Origin of the sequence: Tenacibaculum sp. IB213877 (genome assembly GCF_034043975.1) — a bacterium.
Lineage (GTDB): Bacteria > Bacteroidota > Bacteroidia > Flavobacteriales > Flavobacteriaceae > Polaribacter.
In genome coordinates this window covers 88,758-109,318 of record NZ_JAXCHH010000005.1, presented here as the reverse complement: position 1 = coordinate 109,318, position 20,561 = coordinate 88,758, and the positions used below count along the sequence as shown (strand labels likewise).

19 protein-coding genes are annotated in these 20,561 nt (G+C 30.7%); 7 read left to right on the top strand and 12 right to left on the bottom strand.

The features are described from left to right. The first annotated feature begins 4 nt into the window (after positions 1-4). Complete coding sequence (locus SLH33_RS06390; RefSeq protein WP_320418251.1) at positions 5-3,169, top strand: PA domain-containing protein; 3,165 nt, start codon at positions 5-7, stop codon at positions 3,167-3,169. Between the two features lie 241 nt (positions 3,170-3,410). Here SLH33_RS06390 and SLH33_RS06385 read toward each other — a convergent pair whose 3' ends face one another. Then, positions 3,411-3,977, bottom strand: a complete 567-nt coding sequence (locus tag SLH33_RS06385; protein WP_320418250.1) for a DUF3109 family protein — start codon at positions 3,975-3,977, stop codon at positions 3,411-3,413. Positions 3,978-4,066: 89 nt separating this feature from the next. Between SLH33_RS06385 and SLH33_RS06380 the strand changes: the two genes are divergently transcribed. Genes SLH33_RS06380 through SLH33_RS06370 form a run of 3 tightly spaced genes read left to right on the top strand, consistent with a single transcriptional unit; the run spans position 4,067 to position 6,415 of the window. Next, a complete protein-coding gene (locus tag SLH33_RS06380) occupies positions 4,067-4,645 on the top strand; it encodes a MarC family protein (RefSeq protein ID WP_320418249.1) in 579 nt (192 codons plus the stop codon). After that, complete coding sequence (locus SLH33_RS06375; RefSeq protein WP_320418248.1) at positions 4,645-5,250, top strand: FAD-dependent oxidoreductase; 606 nt, start codon at positions 4,645-4,647, stop codon at positions 5,248-5,250. Before SLH33_RS06380 ends, SLH33_RS06375 begins: the two co-directional genes overlap by 1 nt. 34 nt (positions 5,251-5,284) lie before the next feature. Beyond that, on the top strand, positions 5,285-6,415 hold the full coding sequence (locus SLH33_RS06370) for an endonuclease (protein WP_320418247.1): 1,131 nt from the start codon (positions 5,285-5,287) through the stop codon (positions 6,413-6,415). 71 nt (positions 6,416-6,486) lie between these two features. On the opposite strand, the gene SLH33_RS06365 is transcribed toward SLH33_RS06370, so the two are convergent. From SLH33_RS06365 to SLH33_RS06350, 4 genes are all read right to left on the bottom strand, one after another. Continuing rightward, the gene (locus SLH33_RS06365) at positions 6,487-7,233 is read right to left on the bottom strand and encodes a succinate dehydrogenase/fumarate reductase iron-sulfur subunit (protein ID WP_320418246.1); all 747 of its coding nucleotides are present in this window, start codon (positions 7,231-7,233) and stop codon (positions 6,487-6,489) included. Positions 7,234-7,241: 8 nt separating this feature from the next. Beyond that, complete coding sequence (locus SLH33_RS06360) at positions 7,242-9,257, bottom strand: fumarate reductase/succinate dehydrogenase flavoprotein subunit (RefSeq protein WP_320418245.1); 2,016 nt, start codon at positions 9,255-9,257, stop codon at positions 7,242-7,244. A 12-nt stretch (positions 9,258-9,269) separates the two neighbouring features. Beyond that, positions 9,270-9,938 (bottom strand): succinate dehydrogenase cytochrome b subunit, encoded by a 669-nt coding sequence (locus SLH33_RS06355; protein WP_320418244.1) that lies wholly within the window; start codon positions 9,936-9,938, stop codon positions 9,270-9,272. Positions 9,939-10,133: 195 nt separating this feature from the next. Next, positions 10,134-11,036, bottom strand: a complete 903-nt coding sequence (locus SLH33_RS06350; protein WP_320418243.1) for a LysR family transcriptional regulator — start codon at positions 11,034-11,036, stop codon at positions 10,134-10,136. Between the two features lie 93 nt (positions 11,037-11,129). On the opposite strand from SLH33_RS06350, the gene SLH33_RS06345 reads away from it, so the two are divergent. Then, positions 11,130-11,726 (top strand): NAD(P)H-dependent oxidoreductase, encoded by a 597-nt coding sequence (locus SLH33_RS06345; RefSeq protein WP_320418242.1) that lies wholly within the window; start codon positions 11,130-11,132, stop codon positions 11,724-11,726. A gap of 138 nt (positions 11,727-11,864) precedes the next feature. Here SLH33_RS06345 and SLH33_RS06340 read toward each other — a convergent pair whose 3' ends face one another. Both SLH33_RS06340 and SLH33_RS06335 read right to left on the bottom strand, forming a co-directional pair. Further along, positions 11,865-12,494 (bottom strand): DUF6973 domain-containing protein, encoded by a 630-nt coding sequence (locus SLH33_RS06340; RefSeq protein WP_320418241.1) that lies wholly within the window; start codon positions 12,492-12,494, stop codon positions 11,865-11,867. After that, a complete protein-coding gene (locus SLH33_RS06335) occupies positions 12,491-13,006 on the bottom strand; it encodes a DUF4442 domain-containing protein (protein ID WP_320418240.1) in 516 nt (171 codons plus the stop codon). The genes SLH33_RS06340 and SLH33_RS06335 overlap by 4 nt, the downstream gene beginning before the upstream one ends. Before the next feature lie 264 nt (positions 13,007-13,270). Between SLH33_RS06335 and SLH33_RS06330 the strand changes: the two genes are divergently transcribed. Together SLH33_RS06330 and SLH33_RS06325 are read left to right on the top strand one after the other, a co-directional pair. After that, positions 13,271-13,969, top strand: coding sequence for a response regulator transcription factor (locus SLH33_RS06330; RefSeq protein ID WP_320418239.1), 699 nt, complete (start codon positions 13,271-13,273; stop codon positions 13,967-13,969). Positions 13,970-14,031: 62 nt separating this feature from the next. Continuing rightward, complete coding sequence (locus SLH33_RS06325) at positions 14,032-15,075, top strand: sensor histidine kinase (protein WP_320418238.1); 1,044 nt, start codon at positions 14,032-14,034, stop codon at positions 15,073-15,075. Between the two features lie 27 nt (positions 15,076-15,102). On the opposite strand, the gene purD is transcribed toward SLH33_RS06325, so the two are convergent. Genes purD through SLH33_RS06300 form a run of 5 tightly spaced genes read right to left on the bottom strand, consistent with a single transcriptional unit; the run spans position 15,103 to position 20,543 of the window. Continuing rightward, a complete protein-coding gene (gene purD / locus SLH33_RS06320) occupies positions 15,103-16,377 on the bottom strand; it encodes a phosphoribosylamine--glycine ligase (RefSeq protein ID WP_320418237.1) in 1,275 nt (424 codons plus the stop codon). Between the two features lie 52 nt (positions 16,378-16,429). Further along, positions 16,430-17,185: a glycosyltransferase gene (locus tag SLH33_RS06315; RefSeq protein ID WP_320418236.1), complete on the bottom strand. Its 756-nt coding sequence runs from the start codon at positions 17,183-17,185 to the stop codon at positions 16,430-16,432. Next, a complete protein-coding gene (locus SLH33_RS06310) occupies positions 17,185-18,540 on the bottom strand; it encodes an undecaprenyl-phosphate glucose phosphotransferase (RefSeq protein ID WP_413818258.1) in 1,356 nt (451 codons plus the stop codon). The genes SLH33_RS06315 and SLH33_RS06310 overlap by 1 nt, the downstream gene beginning before the upstream one ends. Beyond that, positions 18,530-19,657 carry a glycosyltransferase gene (locus SLH33_RS06305; RefSeq protein ID WP_320418235.1) on the bottom strand — a complete coding sequence of 376 codons (1,128 nt, stop codon included), beginning with the start codon at positions 19,655-19,657 and terminating at the stop codon, positions 18,530-18,532. Before SLH33_RS06305 ends, SLH33_RS06310 begins: the two co-directional genes overlap by 11 nt. Then, on the bottom strand, positions 19,650-20,543 hold the full coding sequence (locus tag SLH33_RS06300; RefSeq protein WP_320418234.1) for an O-antigen ligase family protein: 894 nt from the start codon (positions 20,541-20,543) through the stop codon (positions 19,650-19,652). Before SLH33_RS06300 ends, SLH33_RS06305 begins: the two co-directional genes overlap by 8 nt. Positions 20,544-20,561 lie beyond the last annotated feature (18 nt).

Genomic DNA, 20,561 nt, shown 5'->3' with positions numbered 1-20,561 from the left:
TATTATGAATAAAAAATTACTTTTTTTTGCATTATTTTTATCAGTTGCTATAGCTGGTTATAAATTTTCATTCCAAGAAAATGAAATAAAAAACATAAGAGCTAAGCATGCTAATTATTTAAATAATCATCCATATAATAATGTGATGAAACTTTCAAAAAAAGAGAGAAAGGCTAATGGATTACCTCCGAATAAATTTTTTGAACAACAATATTTAAATGAATTAAGTCCACTAACAGGAAAAACCTATCCAGAAAATGTTCAAAATTTACAAAAGGAATTAATTAGGAATAAATCCATAAGTAGAACACCTGGTGATGGAACTGATAACGAGTGGATTGAAAGAGGGCCAAACAATGTTGGAGGAAGGGTAAGAGCAGCAATGTTTGATCCTAATGACGAAACAAATGAAACAGTATTTGCGGGAGGTGTAAGTGGCGGTTTGTGGAGAAACTCAAAAATATCTAATCCTAATCAAGTATGGGAAAAAGTTAATATCCCAGATAATTTAGCTGTTTCAAGTATTACTTACGATCCTAATAATACTCAGGTTTTTTATATAGGTACTGGAGAATCTTATGTAGGTCATACAACAGGGTCAGCAATAGGTGACGGAGTATGGAAAACCGAGGATGGAGGAACAACATGGAATAGAGTCTTTGGAGGGAGCTCTGGAATTTCTTTTTTTCAAGAAGCATCTAATATTACAATTAATTCTCCAGGATCAATTGCAGGAAATTATTCGTCAGTACCCACTACAAATTTTGGAACCGAAATAACATCAACTATTACTGCAGATATAGTATTAATGGATGATGGTACTTCAACTCCGACTGAAGGATGTAGTCCAGCGATTAATGCAGGAGAATTAAATGGAAAAATAGCTTTGATAAGAAGAGGAAATTGCAACTTCACTGATAAAGTTAAAAATGCGCAAGATGCGGGAGCAGTAGGAGTTATTATGATGAACAATATAGATGGTGATCCAATACCTATGGGAGGTGAAGACGCTACAGTTATTATTCCTGCAGTAATGATAACTAAAGCAGATGGAGACTTAATTGAAGAAGCATTATCATCTGGAGCAGTAAATGGTTCTTTAAACCCAGCAGAAGGAGATTTTTCTGGTGTAGTTGTTCCAGGTCCACAACACATAAATGATGTTAAAACAAGAAATAATGCAGGTGTAACTGAAATCTATGCAGCTGTTTCAGATGCTATTTATGGTTCATCTAATGCAACAACATTAGTAGGTTCTTTTTCTTTTGGATTAGTTAAATCTGTTGATGGTGGAAATACTTGGACAGAAGTTAACTTACCACAACCACTAGGAATTGATAATAAATTAAACCCTAATGATATAGAAGTTGGTGCTGACGGTAAAGTATGGGTTTCTACAACAGATAGTTTTACTTATGGTAATGGAGGAGGTTTAGTTTTTTCTTCAGTTGATGGTAATATTTTTACTCAGCAACATGAAGTTGAAAATGCTTCTAGAACACAAATAGCAGCTTCATCAACTACAGCAGATAAAATTTTTATTCTAGCAGAAGTACCAACAGGAGTTTCAATTATTAAAACAGAAGATGGGTTTTCAACAACAACAGTCTTACCTCTTCCTAACGATGCAGATACTGGTATCTCTGCAGAAGATTTTACAAGGGGTCAAGCATTTTACGATTTGATGTTAGAAGTTGATCCTGCTAATGATAACAATATATATGTTGGAGGAATAGACTTATTTAAATCATTAGATGGAGGAACTACTTGGACTCAATTTTCACATTGGTATGGAGGTTTTGGTTTTCAAGAGGTTCATGCAGACCAACATATAGCTGCTTTTGCTCATAATAATTCAGATAAAATAATTTTTGGTAATGATGGGGGTATCTACTACACAACTAATGCAGGAGAGATAACAGAATCAAGAAATAAGGGATTAAATATTACACAGTTTTATTCTGTTGGTGTTGCTCCTACTTCAGCATTCACTGGTGATTATTTTGTTGCTGGTGCACAAGACAATGGAACACAACTTTTTGAGAATTCAAATTCAGGAGTTGGTGGGTCTGTAGAAACACAAGGAGGTGATGGAGCTTATAGTTTTTTTGATCAGGATGGAACAGATAAATATTACATAGCTAATTATGTTTATAATGACAATATAAATTTGTATAATATTGAACAAGGCACAACAAAAAACATTAATAGTGAAGATTCTCAAAATGGAGATTTTATCAATCAAGAAGAATTAGACTCTAACCTTAATATTCTTTACTCTAACTATTCTAATAGTACTGATGGGGCAAGAATTAGAAGGTACTCTAATTTAACTGGTTTTGTTTTCAAAACAGTTATAACAGATGATTTACTTACTTCTGCACCATCAGCAATGAAAGTATCTCCATATACAACTTCGTCTACTACACTTCTAGTAGGAACAAAGTTAGGTGATTTATTCAAATTAGAAAATGCTAATGCAACTCCAACTTGGTCAGAAATTACAGGACCTAGTTTTGTGGGGTCAATTTCAGATATAGAATATGGACAAAGTGAAAATGAAATATTTGTTACCATGCATAATTATAACGTTGTTAATATTTGGTATACAAATGATGGAGGAGCAAATTGGCAAAATATTGAAGGTAATTTACCAGATATACCTGTAAAATGTATTTTGCAAAACCCATTATTACCTAGCGAAGTTATTATTGGAACTGAATTAGGTGTGTGGAAAACCGATGATTTAAATACAGAGAATGAAATAGAATGGATACATTCCTACAATGGAATGTCTAATGTAAAAGTATTAGATTTGGATTTACGTGATGATAATACTGTTTTTGCGGCGACTCATGGTAGAGGAATTTTCTCTGGACAATTTACTGCTGCAACAGCTTCCGTAGAAGATGTTGCTAAAGGAATTAAAGCTTTTTCAGTATACCCAACAGTATCAAACGGAACGTTTAATATTTTTGCTAAAAACACATTAGGCAGAACAACTATGGCTATTTATAATATTAATGGACAAGAAATATACAATACTTCACTAAACTTTAGTGATAAAGAAAAGCACGAAGTTAATATTAATGCTAGTCCTGGTATGTATGTTGTTAATATAATTGACGAGAATAACAAAAGAAGTTCTCAAAAAATTATAATTAAATAATAAAAAAAGCTCCACATTTGTGGAGCTTTTTTGTTTTATATGTCCCGTCCTAAAATAAGTTGACACAAAACAGACTTATTTTATGAAAGAGTCTATTGAAACCTATAATAACATAAGATCACATTTAGCTCTTAATATGAAAACACCTAACTTTTTACATAACAAAAAACCTGTGAAGTTAACTTCACAGGTTTAAATTTATTTTTATTAAAATCTGTCAACCTATTTCAGGACGACTCAGTTAATTATTTTTTTCAGCCACTTTTTCCAGTTCAGCATACCAATGTTGTCCAAATTTTCTAATAAGGGCTTCTTTTACAAATTTATATATGGGTACTTGAAGCTCTTTACCTAAAGTACACGCATCATCACAAATTTCCCATTTGTGATAGTTAACAGAGGCAAATTCAGAAAAATCTTTTACTCTAACAGGGTATAAATGACATGAAACAGGTTTTTTCCAGTCAACAATTCCTTTGTTGTATGCTTCTTCAATAGCACATAAAGCGGTGCCTTTTTTATCAAAAATAACATAAGCACATTCAGCATCATTAATCAAAGGTGTTTCTAATTCGCCAAAATCACTTTTAATCCAAGTTCCTTGCTGTTCTATTGCTTTGATTCCTTCAGGCCTTAAAAAAGGCTTTACCTTAGAATAAATATCATCTAAAATCTTAGCTTCATTTTCTTCAAGAGGTGCACCTGCATCACCCTCAATACAACAAGCACCTTTGCATGCAGATAAGTTGCAAACAAATTCTTTTTCAATAATATCTTCTGAAACTATGGTTTTTCCTAACTGAAACATGTTGCAAAAATAGTGCTATTTTTACTACTTTTAAACATTAGTTAATCATACTTATACTTTATTAAGTACTTTTGCCCAAAAATTAGATTATGAACTTTAATTTAAATGAAATTTTAACCGCTTTTATGGTGTTATTTGCAGTAATTGATATTGTAGGAAATATTCCTATAGTTATTGATCTACGTAAGAAATTTGGACATATTCAGTCTGAAAAAGCAGCAATTATTGCAGGGTTTATTATGATCTTATTTCTGTTTGTAGGTCAAAGGTTATTAAATTTAATTGGTATAGATGTTCATTCTTTTGCTGTAGCAGGATCTTTTATTTTGTTTTTTATAGCCTTAGAAATGATTTTAGGAATAACATTGTACAAAGAAGAAGAAGCTACATTAAATGCTACTGTCTTTCCTTTAGCATTTCCTTTAATTGCGGGTCCTGGTAGTTTAACAACTCTTCTTTCTTTAAGAGCTGAGTTTTTCTTGCAAAATATTATTGTCGCGGTTTTATTAAACGTAATAGTCATTTATATTGTTTTAAAAACATCTCCAAGAATTGGAAAATTAATAGGAAAAAATGGAATCGCTATTATCAGAAAAATATTTGGAGTTATATTATTGGCTATAGCTGTTAAATTATTTGCTGCAAATATTAAACTGCTCTTAGCCTAATGATTTTTGATGTATTAATAATTGGAGGAGGCGTATCTGGAATGCAATGTGCATTAGTTTTAGGTTCTGCAAAAAATAAACCTTATGCTATTGATAAAAAAATTGGAATCATTCTTCATCAAAGAGCATCACACCTACAAAATGCCCTTTTCAATAACGTTTTGGGATTAACACCTGGAACCCTAGGTAAAGATGTTTTAGAAGAAGGAAAAAAACATTTGTCAGAATTTTATCCAGAAGTTTATCAAATAGAAAAAGAAAAAGTATTAGCCGTTCTAGATGATATTGATGGATATAAAATAGTTACAAATAAAAATGAATATAAATCAAAGGTAGTAGTATTAGCATTAAACTATGCTAAACCTTTTGATATTTCAGGATTAGAGCAATATATAGAGCGTCATACAAGTGCGAATCCAATGAAGGATAGAATACAACTAAGAAATTATAATCATTTAATTAAAGAAAGATTATATGTTTGTGGCACATTAGCAGGTCACAGAAGTCAGTTTGCAATTGCTGCCGGAAGTGGTGCAGCTGTGGCAACAGATATTTTAACTGTCTGGAATGATAACATAGGAGCACAAGTACACGATAAAAAATAACATTAAAGTTTAAATATATAATTAAATTATAAAAATGAAGCATTTATTAACATTAGCATCAGTAGCAATATTATGTATAAGTTGTGGAGGAAGTGAAGATGTAATTAAAGAACCAGTAGACAATGTTGAAGCCAAAAACGATATATACCAAGTAGAAAAAAATAAAACACTTGAAGTTTCTAATTTTTTATCTAATGATATATACACCACAGGAAGTGTACAAGTTAGCGTTCAACAAACCTCTTCAAATAATGCAACAATTACTAAAAGTGGAGATAAGTACACATACACACCTGCCATTGATTTTGTAGGAACAGATACTTTTGAATATACTTTATGCAGTACTATTGCAACCAATAGTTGCTCAACAGCTGTTATAACAATAGAAGTATATGAACCAAGTTCAAATACTTCTAATTATAACATACCTGCTGAACTTTTAGAGTATTACAATGGGGTTAATTTTGAGTTGACCTCAACATCATTAAAAGATGAATTAGCAGCTAAAATTATTGCAACTCACACCACTAACTTATCGTATACTCCTGGTGTTTGGGATGTTTTAAAGCAATCAGATTTAGATCCAACAGACAATAATAAAGTTGTATTAATTTATGGATATAATGATTCAGATGGGAACTACGTAACAGATAGAACCAGAAGTAAAAATGCTAATGGAGGAAATGCAGGAACTGATTGGAATAGAGAACATACATACCCTAAAGCTTTAGGGAATCCTAATTTAGGAACTTCTGGACCAGGTGCTGATGCTCATCATTTAAGACCTTCCGATGTTACATTTAATTCTCAAAGAAGTAATAAAAAGTTTGCTCAAGGTTCTGGTAATGCAGGAGATTCTTCTGGTGGTTGGTATCCAGGAGATGAATGGAAAGGAGATGTAGCAAGAATGATGATGTATATGTATTTACGTTATGGTAATCAATGTTTACCTAAAAATGTAGCCATAGGAACTACTGTTAATTCTGATGATAATATGATTGCTTTATTATTAGAGTGGAATATAGAAGATCCTGTTTCAGAATTTGAAATGACACGAAATACTATTGTTGAAAATGCACAAGGAAATAGAAACCCTTTTATTGACAACCCATATTTAGCTACTGTAATTTGGGGAGGTAATGATGCAGAAAACACATGGGAATAATTAATAAGTATTAACATATATAAAAAGGCGCTCAATTGAGCGCCTTTTTATATATAGAAAAGAATATATTTTTATCCTTTTAAACTTGCTTTTAAGTATTCAGAATTCATACGTGCAATGTTTTCTAATGAAATTCCTTTAGGGCATTCAACTTCACAAGCACCAGTATTGGTACAGTTACCAAAACCTTCTAAATCCATTTGAGCTACCATGTTTAAAACACGGTCTGTAGCTTCAACTTGCCCTTGAGGTAATAAAGCGTATTGAGATACTTTAGCTCCTACAAATAACATTGCAGATGAGTTTTTACACGTAGCTACACAAGCACCACACCCAATACAAGTTGCTGCATCAAACGCCTTATCAGCATTCTCTTTGTTTACGGGAATTGCGTTAGCATCTTGAGTGTTTCCTGAAGTATTTACAGAAACAAACCCTCCAGCTTGTTGAATTCTATCAAAGGCACTTCTATCTACAACTAAATCTTTAATAACAGGGAAAGCTTTAGCTCTAAAAGGTTCAATAAAAATGGTATCACCATCGTTAAACATACGCATGTGTAACTGACAGGTAGTAACACCTCTATCAGGTCCGTGAGCTTCACCATTAATATATAATGAACACATACCACAAATACCCTCACGACAATCGTGATCAAAAGCAACAGGTTCTTCACCTTTAGCTACTAATTGTTCATTTAATACGTCCAACATTTCTAAGAAGGACATATGTTCAGAAATATCGGTCACTTTATATTCGACCATTTTTCCTTTATCACTTGCGTTTTTTTGACGCCAAATTTTAAGTGTTAAATTCATAATCCTTTTTATTTGTATGAACGTTGTTTTAATTCAATATCGTTAAATTCTAATTCTTCTTTATGTAAAACAGCTTCTGAAGGTTCTCCTTTATATTCCCAAGCAGAAACATAGGTAAAGTTAACATCATCACGTTTCGCTTCTCCTTTTTGTGGGCCGTCTAATTCAACAGACTCTTCTCTAAAGTGGCCTCCACAAGATTCTGTTCTGTCAAGTGCATCACGCGCAAATAATTCTCCTAATTCTAAGAAATCTGCTACACGACCTGCTTTTTCTAGCTCAGGATTCATTTCATTTGCCTCACCAGGAACAGTAACATTCTTCCAAAAATCTTCACGCAACTCTTTAATTTCAGCCATAGCTTCTTTTAAACCTTGTTCATTACGAGCCATTCCGCACTTATCCCACATAATTTTACCTAATTTTTTGTGGTAATAATCTACAGAATGATTTCCTTTATTATTGATGAAGAAATCTATACGATCTTTTACTGATTTTTCAGCTTGCTCAAACTCAGGAGAATCTGTAGAGATTTTTCCTGTTCTAATATCATCTGCTAAATAATCTCCAATGGTATAAGGTAAAACAAAATATCCGTCTGCTAAACCTTGCATTAAAGCAGAAGCTCCTAAACGGTTAGCTCCGTGATCAGAGAAATTTGCTTCTCCAATAGCATAACAACCAGGAATGGTAGTCATCAAGTTATAATCCACCCAAATACCACCCATAGTATAGTGAGTTGCTGGGTAAATCATCATTGGTGTTTTGTATGGGTTTTGATCTACGATCTTCTCATACATTTGAAATAAGTTTCCGTATTTATTTTCAACTACTTTTTCACCTTCTGCAATGATTTGTGCATGTGTAGGATTTTCATTTCCGTGTAATTTACACTGTTCTTTTCCATAACGCTCAATAGCCGATTTAAAATCTAAATAAACAGCTTCACCAGTAGCGTTTACACCATAACCAGCATCACAACGCTCTTTAGCAGCACGAGAAGCCACATCACGAGGCACTAAGTTACCGAATGCAGGATACCTTCTTTCTAAGTAGTAATCTCTATCTTCTTCAGCAATTTCAGTAGGTTGTAACTTTCCTTCTCTAATTGCTAAAACATCTTCCATTTTTTTAGGAACCCAAATACGACCATCGTTACGTAAAGACTCAGACATTAATGTTAATTTAGACTGATAGTCTCCCGAACGCGGAATACATGTTGGATGAATTTGTGTAAAACAAGGGTTTGCAAAGAAAGCTCCTTTTTTATGAATTTTCCATGCTGCGGTTGCGTTTGAACCCATTGCATTGGTTGATAAGAAATATACGTTTCCGTATCCACCAGAAGCAATTACAACTGCGTGAGCAGAATGACGCTCAATTTCACCAGTTACTAAATTACGAGCAATAATACCACGAGCTTTACCATCAACAATAACTACATCTAACATTTCATGGCGATTGAACATTTCAATTTTACCACGAGCAATTTGACGGTTCATTGCAGAGTAAGCACCTAATAATAATTGCTGCCCTGTTTGACCTTTAGCGTAGAAAGTACGAGATACTAATACTCCACCAAACGAACGGTTATCTAGTAATCCACCATAATCACGAGCAAAAGGAACACCTTGAGCCACACATTGGTCAATAATATTTGCTGAAACTTCTGCTAAACGATACACGTTAGCTTCACGAGAACGGTAATCTCCTCCTTTTACAGTATCGTAAAATAAACGGTAGGTAGAATCACCATCACCTTGGTAATTTTTTGCTGCATTAATACCTCCTTGTGCCGCAATTGAGTGTGCACGACGTGGAGAATCTTGGTATGCAAATGCTTTTACATTATATCCTAACTCAGCTAAAGTAGCAGCGGCAGAACCTCCTGCTAAACCAGTACCTACTACAATTACGTCAATTAAACGCTTGTTAGCAGGATTCACTAAGTTAATTTTATCTTTATAGGTTGTCCATTTATCTTTTAATGGACCTTTTGGAACTTTTGAATCTAAAATTGCCATAATACTTTGGTATTAGTGTTGATTGAAATAGTGAAATAATGCAATAATGATGAAGCCTACAGGCACTCCAATGGCATAAATTTTACTAAAAGTTTCCAATCCTTTAGTATACTTATTGTTTGCTCCAACCGATTGAAAAGCTGAACTGAATCCGTGTAATAAGTGCAGTGCTAAAAATATAAAAGCAATAACATAAACTGCAACACGAATTGGGTTGGTAAACATTTCTTTTACGTGATGTAAGTAGTCTTTTCCTAGTTGACTGTTACCGTCTACAAACTTGTCTACAATTTCTGGAACCCAAAAATCGTTAAAATGAAAAACCATAAAAGCTAAAATAGCTATACCTGTGTAAATCATATTACGGCTCATCCAAGTTGAGTTGGCAGCACCGTTGTTTTTTGCATAACTTACAACGCGTGCGTTTCTGTTTCTTAGTTCTAATACAAAGCCCATTACAAAGTGAAAAATTACACCGAACAATAAAACAGGTTGTAATAAGTATTGTACTAAAGGATTTGTACCCATAAAGTATGACAAGCTGTTGAAAGTTTCACCGTTGTCTGGGAAAATAGAAGCTAAGTTAATTACAAGGTGTTGAAGTAAGAAAAACATTAGGAAGAATGCCGAAAGTGCCATGGCAAACTTTCTTCCAATAGAAGATTTTAATAATCCGCTCATTATTTTGGTTATTTATTAAATAATAACCACAAATTTAAGCTCTAGGCACAACTTGCACAAACTTTACGAATTGTTTTATTTAATATTTAGAATGGGTTTAAATAGAGGGTTTGTTTGAAAAAGTTGAACTTTCATTTTTATGTATGGAAAGTGGTTTGATTTAAGCAATAAATTATACATGGTTCTGTACCATGTTTATTTCATTTTTGATGTAAATATATTTTTAATTGTATCTAATTCCTTTTTGTATTTTAAATCTGTTCTTGATGCAAAATATAAGGTGTTTTCGGTTTTTACTTTTCCCTCCCAAACTAAATTTATTTCATGTCTTAAAATTTGTTCTTGACATAAGAAATCTGGAACTAACGCAAGCCCGTTTCCATTGTTTAAACATCTAATAATTGAAGTAATATTCGGTAAAATATAGTTTGGTTTAAAAGCAGGTTTCTTATTAAAATTTTCAAACCAAAAACGTCTAAAATGTTCCATTTCGTTTGAAGAACTATACCAAATATTTTGAAGTAGTTCGTCTTCTAACTTATTTAAGTTTTTAGATTTAATGTGTTTTTGTATTCTAGTTATATTCGTTTTATTTCCTGCTATTAAAACGATTCTTTCTTTTGAAAAAGGAATATACTCAACTAATGATTTTTTTTCATTCTGTTTTTTGGGTGTTATTACTAAATCTAAAATTCCATTGTTCAGATCTTTTATTAAATCTGTATGTGCTCCAAATCTAGCTACTAAGTCAAAGTCTAATGTTGGAATTTCTGGTTCAATAATCAGTTGAAACATTTCTGAACACATTCCAATATTTAGCGAAGGATTTTTTTCTTGAGTTGTTTTTTTAAAATGCTGCTCTGCTATTTCTAGTTTTTTTAAAGATTCAATAATATATTCATATAAAAATTTTCCATCTTCTGTTGGAATCATTTTTCTGGAAGTTCGTTCAAATAGTTTTTTTCCAACATAAGCTTCTAATGCATTTAAATGTACACTAACTCCAGGTTGTGAGGCATATAATGCAATAGAAGCTTTTGTTAAAGTTCCGTTTTCATATATTTCTTTAAATGTTCTATACCATTCTAGGTTCACCATAATTATTATAATATTAATACAAAGGTATAATTTGTATTATTTTTACAATAATAAATGTTGCTTTAATTTTGTCTCAAATAGAATAAGATAGAAATGAAAAATATATTTATAATTAATGGAAGTCATCCATTTGCTCATTCTGGTGGAAGATTTAATGAAACACTTTTTAATACCACTATTTCATTTTTTGAAACATTAGAAAATTTTGAAGTAAAATTTACCCAGGTAGGTGATAATTATGATGTAAAGCAAGAAGTTGAAAAATTTAAGTGGGCAGATATAGTGATTTATCATACTCCTATTTGGTGGTTTCAAATTCCTTTCGGATTTAAAAAATATATAGATGAAGTTTTTACAGAAGGTCATCAAAATGGAATTTATGCAAGTGATGGAAGAAGTAGAAAAAATCCAAACATCAATTACGGAACGGGTGGTTTAATGCACGGAAAAAAATATATACTTACTACAAGTTGGAATGCACCTAAAACTGCATTTACTTTAGAAAATGAGTTTTTTGATCAAAAAAGTGTGGATGATGGCGTAATGTTTGGTTTCCATAAAATGAATGCTTTTACAGGAATGGAAATGCTAGCTACACATCATTTTCATGATATGGAAAAAAATGCAGATGTTCCTTTTGAGTTAAATAACTACAATACTTTTTTAAATGATTTAGTGATTAATTTGTAATTGTGCAGTTTTGTTTGTAAGTACAACCATGTTAAAATAAATATCCATTATTTTAATGATAGATAATGGATTATACTGAAACAAATTCAACACTTATAGTAGAGATACTAGCTTAAAGCTTAAGAATCAAACTAAGTTTTACTGCTTTTGATAATTAGACTCTACCAAACATTTAGTATTAATCCATTTTCCTTTTAAAGAATCTTTAGGTATAATGTTTCCTTCACAGGTCACAAAACGTTTGTTTGTGTCTTTTTTTATTACGCGCATTTTTCCTGCTTTTATAGCGTTTATAACTCGGTAAATAAGGCTATTTTTAGGAGTTTTTTCTCCTCTGTGAATTAAATTAAGTCCAACGTCATTATTAAACAAATCCATATCTGAAGATATCTTATCAGGAACTATACCTTCCTCTAATTTACGCTCTTTATACATTAAAAAGTTTTCTTTTTCATGAGCTTTTCCTAAAGAACGTGCAGCAGATTTACCTATTCCTTGACGTAAACAAGCCATCCAAAAAGCATGACGAAATGCATCTACCTGTCCACCTGAAGCATCACCATCTAACAGATTTGTTTTACGTATGCTATCAGATATTTTAGTAACTTCTTTAGAAATTTTTAGTGCTTTTCTTGCTTTAAAAGGATGCCATATTACCCACCATTTTTTGGGCGAAGAAAGATTTTTAAAATTTTCCCAGTTAGATTGAGAATAGCTTTTAGTGGTCAAATTAGCAAACAGTAAAAAAAAGATAAGCTTCTTCATCATGAATTTTTCTTTTTCCTTTTTTGCTTGTAAAATTCCTTAGTAGCGATGTACATTGTTTTTTCTAACTCACAAAATACAGTTTGATTATCATCTGTAATTTGAAGGTTTTTAATCCAATCTAATTCCCCTTTTTGGGTTACTTTTTGTTTTATGTGTTCAATTTCATCCGAAGAAAAAATAAAACTGGCAAAAGCATCCTTTTTTGCAGGGCGACGGTATTTTATTTCTGCCGATTTATCCCATACCACATAATTATCGCCTAAAATATTTAGTAGTTGAATCATGTAAATAGGGTCGGTTGCAGAAAACAAACTTCCACCAAAAATACTACCTACATAATTTTTGTTTTTGTAGCTAATAGGAATTTTAATTTTTACCGTTAATAAATCATTAGAAACAGAAATAACCTTACCAGTAGATCTTCTATACATGGGAGAAAGGTTGAATCCGTATTTAAAAATTTGTGATTTATTAAATATTTTTTCGGCTAATTTTGATAATGTTTTATACATAATTCAAATGTATAAAAAGTATTATTGATTAAGATTTAAATCAAATACATATAGGTTTTACAAATAGACCAAAAAGGTAGCTATACGATCTAATGTGTTCATTAACAGTAAAAAAGAAAATAGTATTAAAATATGGTTAAGCTTCTGATTTTTAATAGCTCTGTTGTTTTTTACCTAATATTAAATCAACGTTAAGTTAATAGGTGTTGTATGGTTTTTACTATTTTATGGTTACTTTTGGGAAGCATTATTTAAAAGAAGCATATGAATACTAATGACATCAAAATTTTACTGGTTGATGATGAGCCCGATATCTTAGAAATAGTAGGTTATAATCTTCGCTCAGAAGGATATCAAGTTTTTACAGCCAACAATGGTGCAGAAGGTGTTAAAGAGGCAAAAAAAGTAAATCCGCATTTAATTTTGTTAGATATTATGATGCCTGAAATGGATGGTATTGAAGCGTGTGAAAAAATTAGAAATATTAAATCTTTAGAGAATGTAATCATTTCATTTTTAACCGCAAGAGGAGAAGATTACTCTCAGGTAGCAGGTTTTGATGCCGGAGCAGATGATTACATAACTAAACCCATTAAACCAAAAGTTTTAGTAAGTAAAGTAAAATCTTTATTACGTAGATTAAAGACAGAAGATTCTGTGGAGGCCACAACAAATATTGGAGATATTGTTATTAATAGAGATGAGTATGTTGTTTTTAAAGCTGGTGAAAGAATTGTTTTACCTAGAAAAGAATTTGAATTATTTTCACTATTAACTTCCAAACCAGGAAAGGTGTTTAAAAGAGAAACCATACTTGATAGTGTTTGGGGAAATGAAGTAGTTGTAGGAGGTAGAACTATAGATGTACATATTAGAAAGCTTAGAGAAAAGTTAGGAGATAAACACTTTAAAACAGTTAAAGGTGTGGGATATAAGTTTGTTTTAGAACAAGCAGAAAAATAAAAAAAATAAATATTATTATTTTTGTGTAGATTGCTCTTTGGGCAATCTACTTTTGTTTACACATGAAAAAAGTAAAAAAAACATATCGATATGCAATGGCATCAGCCTTGTATCTTACACTCTTATCAGTAATAATTGCCTCACTATCTTACCTGTTTTTTTATGATACATTAGGTTTAGTAACTATTATTGTATTTGGTATACTATTATTTACAGTATCATTTTTTATTATTCAATATAGAGCAGAACATTTCATTTATCAAAGAATAAAAAAATTATACGAAGATATTTCAATTCTAGATGTTAGTGACCTTACAAAAGATAATGTTTCTACAGATGTTGAGTCCTTAACAAAAACAGTACAGGAATATGTTGAAGACAAGAAAGAAGAAATTGCTAATTTAACAGAAAGAGACTCTTTTAGGAGGGATTTTTTAGGAAATGTAGCTCACGAGTTAAAAACACCCTTGTTTACTGTACAAGGATATATTTTAACATTACTAGAAGGAGCCGCAAATGATAAAACCATACGAGAAAAATATTTAGAAAGAGCAAGCAAAGGCGTTGAAAGATTGACTTCTATTGTAAAAGATTTAGACATGATTGCTAAATTAGAAACAGAAGGAATGAAAATGAACGTTGAAGTTTTCAACATATTAGAACTCATTCAAAATGTTTTTGATTTGTTTGAAATGAAAGCAAAAAAACGAAGAATTACTCTAAAATTTGATAAACTTTATGAGTTTCCGTTATTAGTTAAAGGGGATGTTGAGAGAATAGAACAAGTATTAATTAATTTAGTTGTAAATTCTATTAAGTATGGTAAAGTAGGAGGTGTAACCACTGTTAGCGTAGAAAATTACAATCAAAATAAATTTATTGTAAAAATTGCTGATAATGGAGAGGGAATAAAACAAGAGCATATTCCTCGGTTGTTTGAGCGTTTTTACCGTGTAGATCAAAGTAGATCCAGAGAACAAGGAGGTTCTGGTTTGGGCTTATCGATTGTAAAGCATATTATTGAAGCTCACAACGAAACAATACTATTAAAAAGTACTTTTGGTGAAGGATCTGAGTTTTCTTTCACCTTAGAAAAGGCCAAATAAAAAAGCGGAGGAAACTCCGCTTTTTGTTTATTTTAAATCGAAACCAATATCTCTTCGATAATTCATTTTATCAAATGATATCTTATCAATGTTTTTATAAGATGTAGCCAAAGCTTCTTCAATTGAATCTCCGAAGGAAGTAATAGCCATTACCCGTCCGCCGCTCGTTACAACCTTATTGTTTTCCAGTTTCGTTCCTGCGTGAAAAACAAGAGAACCTTCAACATTTTCTAATCCAGAAATTTCTTTACCTTTTTCATAAGCTTCAGGATAGCCACCAGAAACCAGCATAACAGTAGTCGTAGTTTTATTAGTTACGTTAAAAGATTTTTCAGCTAAATTTTGATGAGCAACACCTTCAAATAAATCTAATAAATCTGATTCTATTCTAGGTAAAACCACTTCTGTTTCCGGGTCACCCATACGGACATTGTACTCAATCACAAAAGGATTTCCATTTACATTCATTAAACCAATAAAGATGAATCCACGGTAATCAATTCCGTCTTTTTGTAAACCATCAACTGTTGGTTTTACAATACGCTCTTCAACTTTGCTCAAAAAGTCGTTATTAGCAAATGGAACAGGAGAGATAGCCCCCATTCCACCAGTATTTAAGCCTGTATCACCTTCGCCAATTCGTTTGTAATCTTTTGCTGAAGGAAGAATTTTATAGCTTTTACCGTCTGTTAATACAAAAACTGAAAGCTCAATTCCGTCTAAAAACTCTTCTATAACTACGGTAGATGATGCATCACCAAACTTTTGATTGGTAAGCATTTCTTTCAACTCTTTTTTAGCTTCCTCCAAAGAATTTAAAATCAATACGCCTTTACCAGCAGCTAAACCATCTGCTTTTAAAACATAAGGAGCATTAAGTGTTTCTAAAAATTTGAACCCTTCTGTTAAATTATCTTTAGTAAACGATTTATAACGAGCCGTTGGAATATTGTGTTTTTCCATAAACTGCTTCGAAAAATCTTTACTTCCTTCCAATAAAGCACCATCTTTTTTTGGTCCGATTACCGGAATTGATTTCAGTTCTTCATCTGCTAAAAAGAAATCATGAACACCTTCTACCAAAGGAGCTTCAGGACCTACTACAACCATGTCAATTTCATTGGTCAAAACAACATTTTTGACGTCGTTAAAGTTTGTCGGGTTGATATTGATATTAGTAGCGATTTTATCAGTCCCTGCATTGCCAGGAGCCACAAAAAGTTGGTTAATCTTTTTACTTTGAGAAAGTTTATAAGCAAACGCATGTTCGCGCCCACCTGAACCTAAAATAAGAATATTCATTAGTTATGTTGTTGTGTTGTGAGTGCAAATATAGAGCAACAAAACGGGATTTTTAAGAAAATCCCCACTTCAAAAAATATTTTATAGCTGAAGAAAGATGATAGAATAATAATTTGATTTTTTTTGCTGATCCTTTTCTTTTTACATGTTGTACTTTTACCAAAGGATAGTAAAGTTTCTTTTTTTCGAGCTCATCTATTTTTTTACAAATATCTACATCTTCCATGTATAAAAAATAACGCTTATCAAATCCTTTTAGTTGAACAAAATCTTTGGTGTTGAATAACATGAAACATCCATGAATGAAATCAGGATAAAAAGGTTTTGACAAATCTTGTAATTGGTATTCTTGTTCCTTTTTTCTTTTGGAAAAGAAAGGAGTTCTCCTAATTATTAAATCAAAAAAACTCGGATATTTTCTAGCTGTATATTGATGTGACCCATCAAGATAGGTGGCTTTTGGGGCTATCATAGCCAGATCTTTTTCTTTTTCTAACTTAGAGACAAGCTTACTAATGATTTCTGGATTGAAAACAACATCAGGATTTAAAACTAAATGGTATTTTGAGTAACCATCTATTTTTTCAATTATTTGATTATTTGCTTTAGCAAAACCAATATTTTTTGAATTAAAAATATATTCTATATCAGGATGATTGAAGTTTTTATTGTTTTTTGAAGAGTTGTCTACTAAAAATAGCTTTTTCGAAAGAGGGATATTGAGAAATGAATTTATTGTTTTCTCAAGTTCTTGAATTGGTTCGTTGTAAAGAACGATACATGCAGATATTTCTACTTTATAATCCATTAGTAAGCATTTTCGTCCCCTTTAAAAACATTCAATACTGTTTTAATAATAATTTTTATATCTAATAAAAAAGACCAGTTTTCAATATAAAAAATATCTAACCTTACACGGTTTTTAATATCAGACTTCTTTTTTATTTCTCCTCTATAACCACTTACTTGTGCTAATCCAGTTATACCAGGTTTTACAGCGTGACGTTCTATATAATTATCAACATCCTTTTGATATTCAGTAGATAAACTTTCCATATGAGGTCTTGGGCCTACTACACTCATATCTCCTAACAAAACATTTAAAAACTGAGGTAATTCATCAATACTAGTTTTACGAATAAACGCCCCAATCTTTGTTATTCTATAATCATTTTTAGTTGCGTGAATTTCATGAGCTTCTTTGTTTAGTTTCATTGAACGAAATTTATAACACGTGAATTTTTTTCCGTTTAACCCCTCTCTTTTTTGTTTAAAAAATAAAGGGCCTTTAGATTCTAATTTTACTAAAATCCATAGAACAGGAATAAGCCAAGACAAAACAAATAACATTACAAAAAGAGAAAAAACGATATCAAAAATTCTTTTAATAATTCTGTTTTCAACAAAATCAAAAGGTAACTTTTTTACGGATAAAACTTTTAAAGTATCATCGTAAAACTCTTCTTCCAGCTTTTTACTATAAAACTCTTTAGAGTTAGGAATTAATTTTAATTGAATATTATGAAAGCTTGTAAATTTTGTAAGTTTTTTAATTTGATTTTTTGTTAACTGAGATTGTGCAGCGTAAACTTCATCTATATCATTCGAAGTAATGTACTCATACAAATCTTTTTCATCACCTAAGTAGGTATTAGAATTGGAATTTAAGTTAGAAAAATAACCTAAAAAAATATACCCAAGTCCTTTTTTGTTGGTAAATAAAGAGATCATTTTTTTTGAACCAGTATCTTTTTCGAAAAAAACAACTCTTCTATAATTGTTTCCTCTTGCTCTATAAATTTTCAGCGCATAAAAAGAAAATATTTTTCTAGCAGATAAAAACAACGATAGAAATATTATTGTTTTAAATTGTGTATTAACAATAATACCTTCCTTAAAAACACCGAAAAAGGCAAAGAAGCCGAGAGAGAAAACAACAATTTGTAATAGTAATAGCCCTAAAACTCTAAATAAACTTGAATACCTATATACCTTATAATACTCAGTAAAATACGTTGAAATAAACCAAAAAACTGAAAGAAAAACAAAGAAATAAATGCTTTGATGTTGTTTTTCAAACACAAAAAAAACAACAGCGTTGATTAAAAATAAATCAACAATTAATAATAGAGGGTAAATATATTTTGAATACCTATTTTTCAATTTTTGCGTGTGATTTATATGTTTTTTCTATGTACTTAATATTACTTTCTATATGAAACTCACTTTTAAACTTTTGATAAGAAGCCTCACCCATAATATCAATTTTTTTAGGGCTTTTATAAAGATGAATTATTCTTTCGGCAATAACATTAGGCTCGCTTTTAGTCAAAAATCCGTTAACTGTATCATTAACCAAATCCTTATTACCATCTACATTAGTCATAACACAAGGTTTTTTTAACATCAACGCTTCAATTCCTGCATAAGGTAATCCTTCATACCTTGAAGTTGATACAAAAAACTGACTTTTTTGAAGAACAGACAAGCATTCTTCTCTGTTTATAAAATCGATTAATGTTATATTATCAGTTAAGTCGAGTTCTTTAATCAGTAATTTAATTTGCTCTAAAAAAGGAGAATAATAACCAACACCTAATATTACTAAATGAATTGAAGTAATATGCTTTTTTACTTCATAGATAGATTTTATAAGTAATTCTGTATTTTTTTGATAAGAAGGTCTTCCTATTGTGCATATATATTGTTGAGGTAAAGAATCAATTTCAGCATACCGTTTTTTAGGAGAAAACTCCTCAATTGAATTTTTCCAAACCAGTACTTTATTTTTTTCAAACCCTAAATCATTAACAGTTCTGTTGTATTCTGATATCGAACAAGCCAAGGTTTTTGAAGGGAAAAATCTAAAGGTTTTTTCAATGAACTTATAAATGAATTTCTTAAAAGTATTTTCTGCACTTAAATAAGAATAGGCATGAGGTGTATAAAAAACAGGAATATTCAATACTGCACCTGCTATTCTTCCTAAAATACCTGCTTTTGCACTATGGCAGTGTATAATATTTGGTTCAATTTTTTTTAAATGATTAATAATTTTGAACAAACTTTTAAAATCATTAATCAGATTAATTTCTCTTTGAAGGTTAACATGAAACGATTCAATTTGATTGCCATTTTGATCAATCAAGTCTAAATTCTGATCAGAATTATTTAATAGAACGGTATTTTTAAACTCTTTTGAATTTAAATTTTTTGTTAATAATTGTATATAAACTCCAACACCGCCTATAGGTTTTGCTATGTGAACAATTCTAATCATTTAACACTTTTTTATTTACAAACAACAACGAAAAAAAAGTGAAAATCAATATTCCTTTTCCTCTCACTAATACAGATTCTGTTAGCATTACAATTAAGAAAAAAACTAAAAATAATAGGTTGTAATTAGGTGTTTTGGCAAGTTCAATAAGTAAATATAAAAAGTAAATAAATCCAATTATCCCCATTCCTATAAAAAAATGAAGATATTGATTATGGGTATTTATTGGAAAAAAATGAACATATCCATCATCAATAATTTTATTAGAAACATAAGATTTAACATTTTGCATACCTATACCTAATTGCCAATTTTTTTGGATCTCTTGAACGGTATATTTTAGATTTAGATAACGAAGAGGCATGTTTTTCCATGACTCTTCAATTAATGCTTCTTTATCATTAGAAGCCACAATTTCGTAAAGGTATTTAAACTCATCAAAACCTTGTTGAAATCGTGGTGTTTTTGATAGGAATAATACTGTAAAAAAGACTAAAAAGCTAAGAAACCCTAATTTATATATAGGTTTTAGATTTAATTTTTTATAAGTAAAAATAATAAGAGTTATAAAAAAAGCAATCATGGACATTCTTGCACCTATATAGACTAATAAAATAGAATTAAATATGATAATTAAAATATCAATATAAAGATTAATAAAAGTCTCTTTTTTTAAGTAAAAACTAAGAACAATAATATTACAAACACCTATAAAAAGGCCAAAATAAACATGAGTTAAACCTAGTTTGTTAGAAAACAACGGGTTTGTTTTAGAGAATAATGTTGCTTCAAAAAAGTTAATAATAATTAGTAATATAGAAGCAATTAAACAAGAAATAACAAAAGTTTTAAGAGCTTTATGGTAATTGATTTTGAAATAGTTCATTTTTATTCCTGCAAAAAG

Excerpts from the sequence above, each read along its gene's own strand:
- SLH33_RS06390 (WP_320418251.1), top strand. The coding sequence starts at position 5 with ATGAATAAAAAATTACTTTTTTTTGCATTATTTTTATCAGTTGCTATA.
- SLH33_RS06385 (WP_320418250.1), bottom strand. The coding sequence starts at position 3,977 with ATGTTTCAGTTAGGAAAAACCATAGTTTCAGAAGATATTATTGAAAAA.
- SLH33_RS06380 (WP_320418249.1), top strand. The coding sequence starts at position 4,067 with ATGAACTTTAATTTAAATGAAATTTTAACCGCTTTTATGGTGTTATTT.
- SLH33_RS06375 (WP_320418248.1), top strand. The coding sequence starts at position 4,645 with ATGATTTTTGATGTATTAATAATTGGAGGAGGCGTATCTGGAATGCAA.
- SLH33_RS06370 (WP_320418247.1), top strand. The coding sequence starts at position 5,285 with ATGAAGCATTTATTAACATTAGCATCAGTAGCAATATTATGTATAAGT.
- SLH33_RS06365 (WP_320418246.1), bottom strand. The coding sequence starts at position 7,233 with ATGAATTTAACACTTAAAATTTGGCGTCAAAAAAACGCAAGTGATAAA.
- SLH33_RS06360 (WP_320418245.1), bottom strand. The coding sequence starts at position 9,257 with ATGGCAATTTTAGATTCAAAAGTTCCAAAAGGTCCATTAAAAGATAAA.
- SLH33_RS06355 (WP_320418244.1), bottom strand. The coding sequence starts at position 9,938 with ATGAGCGGATTATTAAAATCTTCTATTGGAAGAAAGTTTGCCATGGCA.
- SLH33_RS06350 (WP_320418243.1), bottom strand. The coding sequence starts at position 11,036 with ATGGTGAACCTAGAATGGTATAGAACATTTAAAGAAATATATGAAAAC.
- SLH33_RS06345 (WP_320418242.1), top strand. The coding sequence starts at position 11,130 with ATGAAAAATATATTTATAATTAATGGAAGTCATCCATTTGCTCATTCT.
- SLH33_RS06340 (WP_320418241.1), bottom strand. The coding sequence starts at position 12,494 with ATGATGAAGAAGCTTATCTTTTTTTTACTGTTTGCTAATTTGACCACT.
- SLH33_RS06335 (WP_320418240.1), bottom strand. The coding sequence starts at position 13,006 with ATGTATAAAACATTATCAAAATTAGCCGAAAAAATATTTAATAAATCA.
- SLH33_RS06330 (WP_320418239.1), top strand. The coding sequence starts at position 13,271 with ATGAATACTAATGACATCAAAATTTTACTGGTTGATGATGAGCCCGAT.
- SLH33_RS06325 (WP_320418238.1), top strand. The coding sequence starts at position 14,032 with ATGAAAAAAGTAAAAAAAACATATCGATATGCAATGGCATCAGCCTTG.
- purD (WP_320418237.1), bottom strand. The coding sequence starts at position 16,377 with ATGAATATTCTTATTTTAGGTTCAGGTGGGCGCGAACATGCGTTTGCT.
- SLH33_RS06315 (WP_320418236.1), bottom strand. The coding sequence starts at position 17,185 with ATGGATTATAAAGTAGAAATATCTGCATGTATCGTTCTTTACAACGAA.
- SLH33_RS06305 (WP_320418235.1), bottom strand. The coding sequence starts at position 19,657 with ATGATTAGAATTGTTCACATAGCAAAACCTATAGGCGGTGTTGGAGTT.
- SLH33_RS06300 (WP_320418234.1), bottom strand. The coding sequence starts at position 20,543 with ATGAACTATTTCAAAATCAATTACCATAAAGCTCTTAAAACTTTTGTT.